At 68.5% G+C, this 13,901-nt stretch carries 14 protein-coding genes; all 14 read right to left on the bottom strand.

Features of this window, described 5'->3' with window-relative positions; translation table 11 throughout:
- Positions 1 to 4: 4 nt before the first annotated feature.
- Positions 5 to 997, bottom strand: a complete 993-nt coding sequence (locus OVA02_RS03630) for a DNA topoisomerase IB (RefSeq protein ID WP_056043571.1) — start codon at positions 995 to 997, stop codon at positions 5 to 7.
- 86 nt (positions 998 to 1,083) lie between these two features.
- Positions 1,084 to 1,296 carry an Rv0909 family putative TA system antitoxin gene (locus OVA02_RS03625; protein ID WP_056043574.1) on the bottom strand — a complete coding sequence of 71 codons (213 nt, stop codon included), beginning with the start codon at positions 1,294 to 1,296 and terminating at the stop codon, positions 1,084 to 1,086.
- Positions 1,297 to 1,421: 125 nt separating this feature from the next.
- Positions 1,422 to 2,612: an elongation factor Tu gene (gene tuf, locus OVA02_RS03620; protein WP_043593375.1), complete on the bottom strand. Its 1,191-nt coding sequence runs from the start codon at positions 2,610 to 2,612 to the stop codon at positions 1,422 to 1,424.
- Positions 2,613 to 2,741: 129 nt separating this feature from the next.
- On the bottom strand, positions 2,742 to 4,856 hold the full coding sequence (gene fusA / locus OVA02_RS03615) for an elongation factor G (protein ID WP_056043577.1): 2,115 nt from the start codon (positions 4,854 to 4,856) through the stop codon (positions 2,742 to 2,744).
- Positions 4,857 to 4,943: 87 nt separating this feature from the next.
- Positions 4,944 to 5,414, bottom strand: a complete 471-nt coding sequence (gene rpsG / locus OVA02_RS03610; RefSeq protein ID WP_043593378.1) for a 30S ribosomal protein S7 — start codon at positions 5,412 to 5,414, stop codon at positions 4,944 to 4,946.
- On the bottom strand, positions 5,414 to 5,788 hold the full coding sequence (gene rpsL / locus OVA02_RS03605; RefSeq protein WP_056043579.1) for a 30S ribosomal protein S12: 375 nt from the start codon (positions 5,786 to 5,788) through the stop codon (positions 5,414 to 5,416). The genes rpsG and rpsL overlap by 1 nt, the downstream gene beginning before the upstream one ends.
- 210 nt (positions 5,789 to 5,998) lie before the next feature.
- The gene (locus tag OVA02_RS03600; protein WP_056043581.1) at positions 5,999 to 6,574 is read right to left on the bottom strand and encodes a DUF6121 family protein; all 576 of its coding nucleotides are present in this window, start codon (positions 6,572 to 6,574) and stop codon (positions 5,999 to 6,001) included.
- A gap of 41 nt (positions 6,575 to 6,615) precedes the next feature.
- A complete protein-coding gene (gene pilO, locus OVA02_RS03595; RefSeq protein WP_056043584.1) occupies positions 6,616 to 7,395 on the bottom strand; it encodes a type 4a pilus biogenesis protein PilO in 780 nt (259 codons plus the stop codon).
- A 2-nt stretch (positions 7,396 to 7,397) separates the two neighbouring features.
- On the bottom strand, positions 7,398 to 8,060 hold the full coding sequence (locus OVA02_RS03590) for a hypothetical protein (protein ID WP_123571292.1): 663 nt from the start codon (positions 8,058 to 8,060) through the stop codon (positions 7,398 to 7,400).
- A complete protein-coding gene (pilM, locus tag OVA02_RS03585; protein WP_056043589.1) occupies positions 8,057 to 9,106 on the bottom strand; it encodes a type IV pilus assembly protein PilM in 1,050 nt (349 codons plus the stop codon). The genes OVA02_RS03590 and pilM overlap by 4 nt, the downstream gene beginning before the upstream one ends.
- Before the next feature lie 28 nt (positions 9,107 to 9,134).
- On the bottom strand, positions 9,135 to 9,968 hold the full coding sequence (locus OVA02_RS03580) for a prepilin peptidase (RefSeq protein ID WP_056043591.1): 834 nt from the start codon (positions 9,966 to 9,968) through the stop codon (positions 9,135 to 9,137).
- Positions 9,965 to 11,815 carry a hypothetical protein gene (locus tag OVA02_RS03575; RefSeq protein WP_267659277.1) on the bottom strand — a complete coding sequence of 617 codons (1,851 nt, stop codon included), beginning with the start codon at positions 11,813 to 11,815 and terminating at the stop codon, positions 9,965 to 9,967. The genes OVA02_RS03580 and OVA02_RS03575 overlap by 4 nt, the downstream gene beginning before the upstream one ends.
- A gap of 8 nt (positions 11,816 to 11,823) precedes the next feature.
- Entirely contained in the window at positions 11,824 to 12,504 is a 681-nt protein-coding gene (locus OVA02_RS03570; protein WP_056043596.1) for a PulJ/GspJ family protein, read from the bottom strand.
- Positions 12,504 to 13,889, bottom strand: coding sequence for a type IV pilus modification PilV family protein (locus OVA02_RS03565; protein ID WP_157485178.1), 1,386 nt, complete (start codon positions 13,887 to 13,889; stop codon positions 12,504 to 12,506). The genes OVA02_RS03570 and OVA02_RS03565 overlap by 1 nt, the downstream gene beginning before the upstream one ends.
- Positions 13,890 to 13,901 lie beyond the last annotated feature (12 nt).

Here is a 13,901-nt window from a genome sequence, read left to right as displayed (position 1 = left end):
CGGCTCAGCGGAACAGCAATGCCCGGACCTCGGATTCGGCCGCGTGCAGGCGGGCCGGATCGATGGTCTCCCCGTGCCGGTACGCATCGACCAGTCGGGGATCGACGTACGACGACTTCGCGATGGCCGGGGTGTTGCCGAGCACGGCGGCGGCGTCCCGCATCGCCTGGGCGAGGGACTTCGACTGCCGGGAGGCCGCCGCCTGCGGCCCGGAGCGGGCCAGGCTGACGGCGGCGGCGACGGTGCCGTGCAGGGTGCGGAAGTCCTTGGCGGTGAACTCGTCGCCGGCCCTCTCCTTGACGTAGTCGTTGATCTCGGTCGCTCGTAGCGGGTGCCAGGCCGCGCGCGCCTCCCCCGCTCCCCCGCCGTCGGCCTTCCAGGCGAGCAACCGGGCCCGCCCGCCCCGCCGCTTGAGGCTGCGGACGACGGCCGCGAGGTCGGCGTCGTGGATCTCGGAGTCCCAGTCCTGACCGCTCTTGCCGGGGAACGCCAGCGAGACCGTGTCGCCGGAGACGGTCGCGTGCGCGCAAAGCAGGGTCGACAAGCCGTGGCTGCCGTGCTCCTGGGCGTAGCGCTCGGAGCCCACCCGGAGGGAGCCCGTGTCGAGCATGCGGAAGGCGGCGGCCAGGACCCGCTCACGGCCGGCCCCCTGGACGCGCAGGTCGTGCGTCACGAATCGGCGGGCGGTCGGCAGCGACTCCGCGAGGGCGAGTGCCCGGTCGAACTTGATGCGGTCCTTCTGCTCACGCCACGTCGGGTGGTAGATGTACTGACGCCGACCTGCAGCGTCCACTCCCGTGGCCTGGATGTGGCCGTTCTCGTAAGGGGAGATCCAGACGTCGGTCCAAGCCGGTGGGATGGCGAGGTGCTCGATGCGGGCCCGCAGCTCGGCGTCGGCGACGGCGGTCCCGTCGGCCGTCCGGTACGAGAACCCTCGTCCTGCCCGGACCCGCGTCAGCCCGGGTCGGCTCGAATCGGTCCTCCGGAGGCGCGGCATCGGTCGAGTGAACACCGCGCGTCGTCGAGGGGCCTGGGCGGGGTACAGCGAAGCCCCCGCTCGACGGCGGGGGCATCGCTCACGCCCTACTGGTTGCCCAGCTTCTTGTCGGCCTGCTCCTTGGCCTGCTGGATCTTGTCGGCGTGCTTGCCGCCGGTGGCCTTGTCGGCCGCGGAGGCGACCGCGTCGAGGATGTTGTCGCTGACGCCCTCGGCCTTCTCGCTCTTGAGCGCCTCCTGGACCTTTCCGTCCTTGAGGAAGGCCTGGGCCTTCTTGGTGATGTCGTCGAAACCTGCCATGACGTCCTCCCGTCGGCGCCGGTCCGTCCGACGTCTCCCCCATCGTGCCCTGCCGACGCGAAAGAGGCCAGGCCCCGAAGGGCCTGACCTCTCTCGTCAGATCAGCAGTTCTGCGTGAACAGGACTTACTTGTTGATCTTGGTGACCGTACCGGCACCGACCGTGCGACCACCCTCACGGATGGCGAAGCGCAGACCGGCTTCCATGGCGATCGGCTGGATCAGCTGGACGCTGATCTCGGTCGTGTCGCCGGGCATGACCATCTCGGTGCCCTCGGGCAGCGTGATGACACCCGTGACGTCGGTGGTGCGGAAGTAGAACTGCGGACGGTAGTTCGCGTAGAACGGGTTGTGACGCCCACCCTCGTCCTTCGACAGGATGTAGACGTTCGCCTCGAACTCGGTGTGCGGCGTGACCGAACCGGGCTTGACGACGACCTGGCCGCGCTCGACGTCCTCGCGCTTGGTGCCGCGGAGGAGGAGACCGGTGTTGTCGCCGGCCTGAGCCGAGTCGAGCAGCTTGCGGAACATCTCGATGCCGGTGACGGTGGTCTTGACGGTCGGGCGGATGCCGACGATCTCGACCTCTTCGTTGACGTTGAGCTGACCGCGCTCGACACGACCGGTGACGACGGTGCCACGACCGGTGATCGTGAAGACGTCCTCGATGGGCATGAGGAAGGGCTGGTCGGTGGCGCGAACGGGCTCGGGCACGTTCTCGTCGACGGCGTTCATCAGCTCGGCGACCGTCTCGGCCCACTTCTCGTCACCCTCGAGGGCCTTGAGAGCGGAGACCTGGACGATCGGGGCGTTGTCGCCGTCGAACTCCTGGCTCGAGAGGAGCTCGCGGACCTCGAGCTCGACGAGCTCCATGATCTCTTCGTCATCGACCATGTCGGCCTTGTTCAGCGCGACGACGATGTAGGGCACGCCGACCTGGCGGGCGAGCAGGACGTGCTCACGCGTCTGGGGCATGGGACCGTCGGTGGCGGCGACGACGAGGATCGCGCCGTCCATCTGAGCCGCACCGGTGATCATGTTCTTGACGTAGTCGGCGTGGCCGGGAGCGTCGACGTGAGCGTAGTGGCGCTTCTCGGTCTGGTACTCGACGTGCGAGATGTTGATCGTGATGCCGCGCTGCTTCTCTTCAGGCGAGTTGTCGATCTGGTCGAACGCCGACGCCGTGTTGAGGGTGGGGTACTTGTCGTGCAGGACCTTGGTGATCGCCGCGGTGAGCGTGGTCTTGCCGTGGTCGACGTGACCGATGGTTCCGATGTTGACGTGCGGCTTGGTCCGCTCGAACTTGGCCTTAGCCACTGTGGGTCCTCCTCAGGACTCGGTTGCAGTGCGGCCCGGGGGCCGGGTCGATGACCCGGCCTACCGGTCGCCCTGCGGATTGGTGTGTGTACATGTTACGCGGTCGTCGGACGACCACGCGGTTCAGGACTATTCGCCCTTGTTCTTCTGGATGATCTCTTCGGCGACGGCCGAGGGCACCTCTTGGTACGACTCGAACGTCATCGAGTAGACGGCCCGGCCCGAGGTCTTCGACCGCAGGTCTCCGACGTAACCGAACATCTCCGACAGCGGCACGCTGGCCCGAACGACCTTCACACCACTGGCGTCTTCCATCGACGAGATCTGCCCGCGTCGCGAGCTGAGGTCGCCGATGACGTCGCCCATGTATTCCTCGGGCGTACGGACCTCGACCGCCATGAGCGGCTCGAGGAGAACGGGCTGGGCCTTGCGAGCCGCCTCTTTGTAGGCGATCGACCCAGCGATCTTGAACGCCATCTCGGACGAGTCGACGTCGTGCGCCGCACCGTCGAGCAGCAGCGCGCGGACGCCCACCGTCGGGTAGCCGGCGAGCACGCCGACCTGCATGGCGTCCTGGATGCCGGCATCGACCGAGGGGATGTACTCGCGGGGGATGCGGCCACCGGTGACCTTGTTGACGAACTCGTAGGTCGACTCGGCCGTGACCTCGAAGGGCTCGAGAGCGATCTGCACCTTGGCGAACTGACCCGAACCACCGGTCTGCTTCTTGTGGGTGTAGTCGTAGCGCTCGATGCCCTTCTTGAGGGTCTCGCGGTACGCGACCTGGGGCTTGCCCACGTTGGCCTCGACGTTGAACTCGCGCTTCATGCGGTCGACCAGGATGTCGAGGTGGAGCTCGCCCATGCCCTTGATGACCGTCTGGCCCGTCTCGGCGTTGAGCTCGACGCGGAACGTCGGGTCTTCTTCGGCGAGCTTCTGGATGGCCAGCGACAGCTTCTCTTGGTCGGCCTTGGTCTTCGGCTCGATCGCGACCTCGATGACGGGCTCGGGGAACGTCATCGACTCGAGGACGATCTGCTCGGACGGGTCGCAGAGGGTGTCACCCGTGGTGGTGAACTTGAGCCCGATGACGGCGTAGATGTGACCGGCGGTCACGCTGTCGACGGGGTTCTCCTTGTTCGAGTGCATCTGGAAGATCTTGCCGATGCGCTCTTTCTTGTCCTTGGTCGAGTTGATGACCTGGGCGCCGGACTCGATGGAGCCCGAGTAGACGCGGACGTAGGTGAGACGACCGAAGAAGGGGTGCACCGCGACCTTGAAGGCGAGAGCCGAGAAGGGCTCGGTCGACTCGGGCTTGCGGATGATGATCTTCTCGGCGTCGCGGACGTCGTGACCCTCCATGGGAGGCACGTCGAGCGGCGAGGGCAGGTAGTCGATGACCGCGTCGAGCATGGGCTGCACGCCGCGGTTCTTGAAGGCCGAACCACAGAAGATCGGGTAGAGCTCGGAGTTGACCGTCATCTTGCGGACGGCGCCCTTGATCTCGGCGATCGTGAGCTCTTCGCCACCGAAGTACTTCTCGAGCAGCACGTCGTCGGACTCGGCGACGGTCTCGAGGAGCTTGGCGCGGTACTCCGCCGCCTTCTCCTTGAGGTCTTCGGGGATCTCTTCGATCTCGTACTTCGCACCCAGCTCGACGTCACCCTTGGCGTCACCACGCCACGTGAGGGCACGCATCTCGACCAGGTCGACGACGCCCTCGAAGGAGCTCTCGGCACCGATCGGGAGCTGCATCACCAGCGGCTTGGCGCCGAGGCGGTTGATGATCGTGTCGACCGTGAAGTAGAAGTCGGCACCGAGCTTGTCCATCTTGTTGACGAAGCAGATGCGCGGCACGTCGTACTTGTCGGCCTGACGCCACACGGTCTCGGACTGGGGCTCGACGCCCTCTTTTCCGTCGAAGACGGCGACGGCACCGTCGAGCACGCGGAGCGAACGCTCGACCTCGACCGTGAAGTCGACGTGTCCCGGGGTGTCGATGATGTTGATCTGGTTCTTGTTCCAGAAGCAGGTCGTCGCCGCCGAGGTGATCGTGATGCCACGCTCTTGCTCTTGCGCCATCCAGTCCATGGTGGCCGCACCGTCGTGCACCTCACCGATCTTGTGGGTGATGCCCGTGTAGTACAGGATGCGCTCGGTGGTCGTCGTCTTGCCAGCATCGATGTGCGCCATGATGCCGATGTTGCGGACCTTGTTCAGGTCGGTGAGCACGTCCTGTGCCACAGGTTCCTCCGAAGGGGTAGGTGGGGAAGTTGGGGGGACGAGGAGGTGCGGTGCGCGTCGTGCGCACACCGCGCCTCCTCGTGCCGGTTACCAGCGGTAGTGCGCGAAGGCCTTGTTCGACTCGGCCATCTTGTGAGTGTCTTCGCGACGCTTGACAGCGGCGCCCAGACCGTTCGACGCGTCGAGGATCTCGTTCATGAGACGCTCGGTCATCGTCTTCTCGCGACGGGCCTTGGCGTAGCTGGTGAGCCAGCGGAGGGCCAGGGTGTTGGCGCGGTGGGGCTTGACCTCGACGGGGACCTGGTAGGTCGAACCGCCGACGCGACGCGAGCGGACCTCGAGCGTGGGGCGCACGTTGTCGAGCGCCTTCTTCAGCGTGGCCACTGCATCTTGGTCGTTCTTGGCGGTGACGCCGGCGAGAGCACCGTAGACGATGCGCTCGGCCAGGCCCTTCTTGCCGTCGAGGAGGATCTTGTTGACGAGCTGGCTGACGATCGGCGCACCGTAGACCGGGTCGGCGACGACAGGGCGCTTGGGAGCGGGTCCTTTACGAGGCATTACTTCTTCTCTGCTTTCGCTCCGTAGCGGCTGCGGGCCTGCTTGCGGTTCTTGACGGCCTGGGTGTCGAGCGCGCCACGGACGATCTTGTAGCGCACGCCGGGGAGGTCTTTCACACGACCGCCGCGGACGAGCACCATCGAGTGCTCCTGCAGGTTGTGGCCCTCGCCGGGGATGTAGGCGGTGACCTCGGTGCCGTTGGAGAGCTTGACGCGGGCGACCTTGCGGAGCGCCGAGTTCGGCTTCTTGGGGGTGGTGGTGTACACACGGGTGCACACGCCACGCTGCTGGGGGTTGGCCTTCAGGGCGGGGGCCTTGGTCTTGACGACCTTCGGCGTGCGTCCCTTGCGGACCAGCTGCTGAATAGTTGGCACTGGTTCTCCTCATCGGATCTCGACGCTGCCCTTGCGAACACGCCGAGTCGCGCTGCTCTCGCATCGCTCTGCTCTGTCCGGCTGATCAGCCGGCATCCTCGTCTCGGTGATCGAGACGGTCTGCCCGTCTCGGCCGCGAGGTCGAGGGGGCTTTTTATTCGGGCGCGCGGTCAGGCGCACACCCGAAAGAGCTTATCTTGAGGTAGGGCCTTAATCAAATGGTCGAGGGTCGGAACGCCCCGGGTCGATGCGCGACACCGCCAGCGTGCCCCCGACCACGAGTCCGGCGCAGACAGCCGAACCGATCACGAACGGCGACACGGCGTACCGGGCGGCGAAGAGCAGCACCCAGACGAGCTCTTCTCGCACGAGGCCGTAGACGACTCCCCCGACGGCGAGCATCGACACGTAGACGAGCGCGGCCGTGAGGAGCGCGGCGACGAGGAGGTGCGGTGCGGGCCCGCGAGGGCCGGCCACCTCGTCACCGGTGACGGAGCGGGACCCACCCGCGCCGGCCGGGCGGGCGAACACGACGGGCTGGGCGGGGAACGTGCCCCGCACCTCCGGAGCCCTGTCGTCGCGGGCGTCGGAGAGCGCCGCCGACCGCAGCAGCGACAGCAGCACGACGAGCACGGCGGCGGCGACCATCAACGGGCCGAGCAGGGTGCCGGCGTCGGGTTCGTCGATGGGGTCGCGGTCGAGGAGCAGCGCCTCGAACCCCGCCACCATGATGACGAGCGCACCGAAGAGGACGGTGCCCATGACGGCGTAGACGGCTCGGGACATCCTCCGAGGCTACGCGCCCGCGGGGGTGCGGGGGCGCGCGCCTACTCGCCCGCGGCCGTGTCCGAGCTCGCGTCGTCGGCGCCCTCGGCCGTGGTGGCGGGGGTCTCGGCGGCCTGGTCGGCCTGGGTGGCGGCGGCGTCCTGGAGGACGTAGACGAGGCCGCCGACGGTCCACTGGTCGGGGACGGCGTTCGTCGAACCACCCTCGGACGAACCCGAGCTGGCGAAGTTCGTCACGAGGAACAGCCGCGAACCCTGCTGCAGTCGGCCGAGGAAGTCGCGGGCCTGCTGGTAGCTGCCCTTGACGGTCACCGTGATCGGGATCGACGAGAAGTTCGCCGCGGTGATCTGCGGATCGGTGACGAGGTCGGGCGCCGCGGCGATCGGGGCCGTTGCCTCGGCCGTGGCACCGTCGGCGGCCGTCGAGTCCGTCGCCGCCGAGTCGGTGGCGGTGGCGTCCGCAGCAGGTGCCGCCGGAGCGTACGCCACGGCGTCGGACGTCGTGAAGGCTGTCACGGTCGTCCCGGTCTCAGAGGCCAGCTGGCTGATCTCGGTGAGGAACGCCGGGAGGGTCGCCTGGGACGGCACCGAGGTCTGCAGTGCGGCGAGCTCGGACTGCAACGCGGGCAGCTTCTCGTTGTCGGCCTTCAGGGTGGCGAGGCCGGCACGGAGGGTGGCGTTCTGCTCGTCGACCGAGGCGGTCTGCTGGGACGCCGTGGAGGCGGCGGTGAGCTGCGGCTGGACCCCGAGCACGAACCCCAGGGCCAGGACGACCACGCCGGTCAGGACGGCGATGATCATCTTCAAGCGGTTGCGGTCCATGGTCATTCGTCCTTCGAAGCGGCGAAGCGTCCCGAGAACGCGTCGGCGGTGATGTGCATGGTGACGTCGGCTTTGTAGGTGCCTTCTTCGAGGGTGACCGAACCGGGTTGGGCGTCGGCGAAGCCCGGCAGGGTGGCGAGGCCGTTGAGCCAGTCGGGCACCGACGGCAGCGTCGGGCTGGTCGCCTGGAAGGTGAGGGTGGCGACGCGGGAGCCCTGGAGCGGAGCCGTCGGCTGGGCGTACTGCACGAGCGGCGAGGCCTGGTCGAGCGAGACGCCGACGATGGTGACGCCCACGGGCAGGGTGGCCTGCACCTTCTCGAGGTAGGCCGGCCAATCGATGTCCGTGCTTCCGCCGACGGTCTGGGCCGCGGCGGCCAGGCTCACCTGCGCCTGCGTCGAGCGGACGTCGGCGAAGGCGCCCTGCTCCATCAGCAGGGTCTGCGTCTCGCCCTGGGCGACCATGAGGTCGTCCTCGGCGTTCATCCGCTCGAGGAAGGCCGCACCCGATCCGATCCCGACCACGACGGCGACCACGACGACGCCGGCCCAGACCCGACGGGTCAGGGCGGCGGCGCGACGCTCCGCGCGGACCTCGGGAGGCAGCAGGTCGACGCGGGGCGCGCCTCCCACGGTGATGCCGGTGTCTTTTCCGCGGGTTCTCATGCTGCGCTCCCCAGGGCCAGGCCGAGGGCCACGGTCAGGTCGGTCGACCGCGACCGCAGGGCGGCCTCGTCGAGGTTCTTCGCGAAGCCCACCGTCGCGAACGGGTCGGCGAGGGCCACCGGCAGGCGGGTGACCTCGCTGAGCGCCTCGGGCAGGCCCGGCAGGGCCGCTCCCCCGCCGGCGATCATGATGCCCGCGACGGTCTCGGTCGGGCGGGTGTTGACGTAGTACTGGATCGTGTTGCGCAGGCTGCCGAGCAACTCGTTGACGGACTCGAAGATGGCGGACGACGCGGCCTGCTCGTCGGGCGTCGTGACGGTCGTGGCGAGGCCACGGCCGAACTTGATGCCCTCGGCGACCTGGGTCGAGACCTCGAGCTTCGACGCGACGGCCTGCGTGACGTCGTCGCCCCCCGAGGGGATGATGCGGACGAACTGCGGGACCCCGTCGGCGATCATGATCACGGAGGTCGTGCTGTGACCGATCTCGACGAGCGCGACCGTGCCCGCGATGCGCGGGCGGGTGACGAGGAGGCGCGTGTTCGAGAACGGGATCAGGTCGACCCCCAGCGTGGTCAGGCCGGCGAGCTTGCTCGCCTGGACGTTGCCGAGGACGGCGTCCTTGACCGCCGCGATCAGCAGCCCGTGGACGACGGGACCGTTCTCGCCGAGCCCCTCGGCGTACGGGTAGAAGTCGAGGAGGGCGTCGGCGACCGGGACGGGCAGCATGTCCTGCACCTGGAACGGCAGCATCTCGCGGATGCGCTTGTGCGACGCCTTGGGCACGGTCATGTCGCGCGCGAGCACCCGCTGGTTGCCCATGCCCAGCACGACGCGCTTGCTCTTGAAGCCCCCGGCCGACCACAGCTGCTTGAGCGTGCCGGCCATGGTCTGCGACTCGATCACCTCTCCGCGGCTCGCCGCACCGTCGGGCAGGGACACCTCGCTGAACCGGACGATGGTCGGCTTGGCCTTGTCGACGTCGGCGACCTCGACCGCCCGCACGAAGCGGCTGCCGATGTCGATGCCCACGATGTTCTTGCCCATCAGTTCTGCTCTCTGTCAGCTCGCCCGGTCATGCCAGGCCGAGGAGGGTGAGGTACGCCGTGGCGACGGTGCCGCCGGCGAAGACGCCGACCCAGGCGCCCGCGAGCATCCAGGGGCCGAAGGGGATGCCACCGGTGCGTTCGACGCGTCGGGTGACCAGGAGGACGACGGCGAACAGGCCGCCGAGCAGGAACGCCGCGAAGGCACCCACGGCGAACTCGCCCCAGCCGAGCCAGGCGAGGTACAGGCCGAGCACGCCGGCGAGCTTGACGTCGCCGAAGCCCATGCCACCCGGGTACGACAGGGCGGCGATCAGGTAGAAGGCGAAGAGGGAGGCCAGGCCGATGGCGGCGCGGACGAGCGCCGGCCAGTCCCCCACGAGGATGCTCGACGCCGCGAGGAGGACGCCCCCGACCGCGTAGGACGGCAGGACGATCGCGTCCGGCAGCCGGTGGTGTTCGAGGTCGATGACGGCGAGCGCGACGCTCACACCGGCCAGCCAGAGGAAGGCGACGAGGGACAGGAGGCGCGCCACGAGCGGCAGCGCCTCGGTCGGCACGCCGACGAGCGGCCACAGGCGGGCGGCGACGAGCACGAAGAACAGGCCGGTGGCCAGCTCGACGATCGGGTACCGGGCCGAGATGGACGTGCGGCAGTCACGGCACTTGCCGCCGAGGGCGAGCCAGCTGACCACGGGGACGTTGTCGCGTCGACGGATCGGGGTCCCGCAGCCCGGGCAGGCGCTCGCGGGTCGCGCGACCGAGAGGCCGGCGGGGACGCGGTACACGACGACGTTGAGGAACGATCCGATGGCGAGGCCGAGCGCCGCGGTGAGCGACAGGGGGAAGACGAGGGCGATCACTTGATCTCGACCCCCGCGGCGGTGAAGGCGGTCTTGCTCTCGACGAGCTGGCTGATGCCGTAGCTGGTCGACACCGGTGACAGGAACTTCGGCGGGGCCATGAACTCCATGCGGGTGTCGTACTTGTAGGCCTTCGTGTAGCCCGTGACGACGGCGCCGCCCGACGTCGTCGCGACCGGCCCGCGGAACTTCTGGGCGATGGCCCCGTTGATGATCAACTTGCCCTTGGGGTAACCGTTGTCGAGGTTGTAGTTCTGCACGGTGAAGGTGTGCGCGACCGACAGGATGGCAGCGCTGACGGTGCGGTCGGTCTTGCTGCGGTCGAGCAGGGTGGAGGTCGTCACGTCGCGGGTCTGGGTGCAGGTGTAGACGAAGAAGCCGTTGCGGCAGGTGGCGTTGTAGGTCTCGGTCGTGGTCGTCGTCTTGACCGGGTTGTGCACGAAGACGGCGTTCTGCCCGACGAGACCGAGCATGTCTGCTGCCTGGTCGACGTAGGTGAGGTTGCCCGTGATGTACACGTAGTTCGCCGCGGCGACCGTGACGTTGCCCTTGAGCGCACCCTTGACGAAGACGTCACCCTTGGTGCAGCCGTACGAGATCGTGTCGCCCGAGGTCACCGGGGGCGTCTCGCCGACGACCGGGAATCCGACGCCGTTGCCCGGGGTCGTCCCATCCGCACCGGTGCACGAGAAGCTCGTGGGCGCCTTCTTCGGGAAGTTCGGGTCGGAAGTCAACGAGGGGACGTCCTGGACGAAGATCAGGTTGTTGGCGATCACGGGCATGGTCTGGCCGCCCGGGCTGCCGAGCGTGCCTCCTGAGCTGCTGAAGCCCGGCGTGCCGCAGCCGGACGCGACGGAACCACCCGTGGCGGGCTCGCCGCTGACGTTGGTCGCCACGGTGTACGGCGAGTAGACGCTCATCGTTCCGCCCAAGTTGAACGTGATGGTCGTCGGACCGGTGAAGAGGCAGCCCGGGCGGGGCACGGTCGAGCTCGTGAGGTCGGACCGCACTTCTTGGCGCAGGCTCTGGTTGGTCGCGGGCATGTCGACGCGCTTGGCGAAGAGAGGGTAGTTCGGGTTGACGAACTTGGGTGTGCCACAGCCCGACGGGGTGCTGTACCGGGGACTGTCGGGATTGGCGCTCGTCACCGCTCCGTTGAAGGTGGCGCCGCAGATCAGCAGGGTGTCGTTGCTGTGGAGGGGGCCGTCGATGACGTCGGCCGAACCGAACTGCAGGGTCGTGCAGGCGGGACGGTCGGTGACCGCCCACTCGTAGGCCGGGGTGCACGAGGTGTTCGACAGCTGAGGGTCGAACAGCTCGTAGTCGGTGAAGTACAGGAAGTCGATGAAGCCCTTCTGCTTCAGGCCGGCCACGACGGTACGCGTCGTCGTGCCCACCTTGCCCGTGGCGCGCAGGCGCAGGATGCCGGACTTCGAGTAGGCCGAGTTGTCGACCTCGTACCGGTACGACGACGTGGGGCTGCCCGCCACGGGCATCCAGGTGCCCGCCGCACCCACGCCGAAGGCCGGGTTGCCGGCCGCGCCCGTGAAGGTGCTCGTCTTGCTGAACTCGGTTCCCTTGACGCCGTACTGCGGGTACGTGTTGTCGTTGGCGAGTTTGCTCTGGTAGTCCTCGACGCCGGCGTAGGCGGCGGCGATCGCGGCGTTGAAGTCGGAGTCGGTGCGTGACGCTGTCGCGCCACTGATCGCGACCGAGACCATCGTGGCGCTCAGGAGCAGCAGGACTGCCCCCAATCCGATGACGGTGATGAGGGCGACGCCCCGTTCGCCGTCCTGGCGAGCGCGGGCCCAGCGGCGACCGAGCCGGGCGTGCAGCAGCGTGATCATCTCGACTCCTACGACGTCAGGTTGGGCAGGCCGACCGTGTTGGTCAGGACGGTGGACTTCGACAGATCGGCGGACGAGCCGACCTGCAGCGAGACCTGCACGGCCGAGATGCCCCGGACCAGGCCGATTGGCACGGCTCCCGCGGTCAGCGGGATCGTCGAGCCCCCCGAGTCGACGTAGCGGAACAGCGCGGGTGCACCCTGCGCCGTGCCCACGACGGGCGAGGCGATCGTACGGACCGAGCTCGGGGTGGTCTGGAACCCCCAGTAGCCGCCGCCGAGGTCGTACGACGCCCAGGTGGTCTCGACGAGCTTGCCGTCGACGACCTTGAACTCGACGGTCACGGGTTTCTCCTCGGACGACGCGAGGTTGACGTAGGCGTAGATCTTGAGGCTCTGGTCGGTCGCCGTGACGAACGCGGCGTCGGCGATGTTCGAGGTCGAGACCGGGTTGTTCGTCGCGGCCCGGACGGTGCGGGTGACCTCTGTCATGCCGACCGTGGCCGTACGGGTGGCGGCGTCGATCGTGCGGCTCGAGGCCGAGGCACGGTACGCCGTGACGACGAAGCCCCCGGTGAGGGCCATGAGGACGGCGAAGAGCGCCATCGCGACGAGCATCTCGGCGAGCGAGATGCCCCGTTCGGGCTGGTCGACGAGCCGGCGCAGGCGGCGGGCGAGGGCGATGGTCATCAGCCGGCCGGTCGGGGGTCGAGGGTGGCCGCACCGGTCGACTTGTCGATCGTGCCGCGGGTGCGGATCGCGTCGGCGTCGAGGGTGACCGGGCTCTGCGCCGTCACGACGCCGAGGAGGTCGAGCACGACGACGGAGAACTTCCAGGTGCCGAACGGCAGCGCCACGTCTTTCTGGCCACTGACGGTGAAGGTGTAGGCCTTGTTCGTGTTGCAGCCCGGGTCACCGTTGGCCTTGGTGCCGACCGAGGTGGCGACGACCGTGGCCGTGCCGTTCATCTTCGGCAGGCGCACGACACCCATCGGGACGTCGACCGTGGCGGTGCCGCCGGGTGGCGCGGCGACTGCCGTGAGCGGCTGGCCGGCACCGTTTCCGGGAGTCGCGGCCCAGGCCGACGGGTCGACGTCGACGCACGGCGTGTTCGTGACGACGCCCTTGTCGTCCTTGATCGGGGCGACGTAGCCCCCGGCCATGACGGTGTAGGCCACGGGGAAGAGGGTCGCGGGGTTCGCGGCGGACTTGACCGTCTGGACCCCGCCGAGGGTGCTGACGAACGTGGTCTCGAGGTCGGTCGGCAACAGGACGCTGCTGCTGTAGTTCGAGGCGTACTTGAGCGTGTACGTGGCGGCCGTGTCGTAGGTGAAGCTGACCGACGACGAGGTGCCGGCCTTGACGACGACGGGCGTGGTCTTCGGGGCGGCGACCTGCTTGATGTCGAGGTTGCCCGACTCGACGACGCCGACGGAGTAGTTGCCCGGCTTCACCTTGAGCGCGTACGTGCAGCCCTGGGTGTTCGTGACGGCCGGGGTCGTGGGCGCCGAGGCGCCGTTCGGCACGGCCGCCGGCGCGATGGCGACGGCGACGCCCGGATTGCCGGTGCCGCCGGCGCCGGTGACCTTGACGACGATCGTGCCGAGGGCCGGGTCGTTGATGCGGTCGCTCGGGGCGAGCACGGTCTCGGTCGTCACGGGTGCGGTGATCGACCGCTGGCCGGTGTAGCTGACGCTGATCGTGACGGCTTTGTACTGCAGGGTTCCGGTACCGGTGCCGCAGTCGGTGACGGTCGAGGTCGAGTCGACCCAGCGCACGGTCTGCGACAGACGGAAGTCGATGCCCGAGACCCTGCTGTCGATCTCCTTGGCGTCGACCGTGAAGACGTTCTGGGTGGCCCGCACCAGGTCGACCTGCTGCGCGGCGAGGTTGGTGGCGATCGCCCGCGCCCGCGACTCGCGGGTCAGGACGAGCGCGTTGGTGATCGAGTAGGCGACACCGACCGAGATGATCGCGAAGACCATCATGGCGACCATCACCTCGACGAGGGTCAGGCCCGCGTCGCGGTCGACGTCCTCGGACGGACGGAGGCGCTGGCTGAGCTTCTGGAACATGGTGGTCACCTC

Origin of the sequence: Frigoribacterium sp. SL97, from assembly GCF_026625765.1 — a bacterium.
In the GTDB taxonomy this organism is placed as follows: Bacteria; Actinomycetota; Actinomycetes; order Actinomycetales; family Microbacteriaceae; genus Frigoribacterium.
The sequence above is the reverse complement of the archived record's forward strand: the minus strand, read 5'-3'. Positions and strand labels throughout refer to the sequence as shown.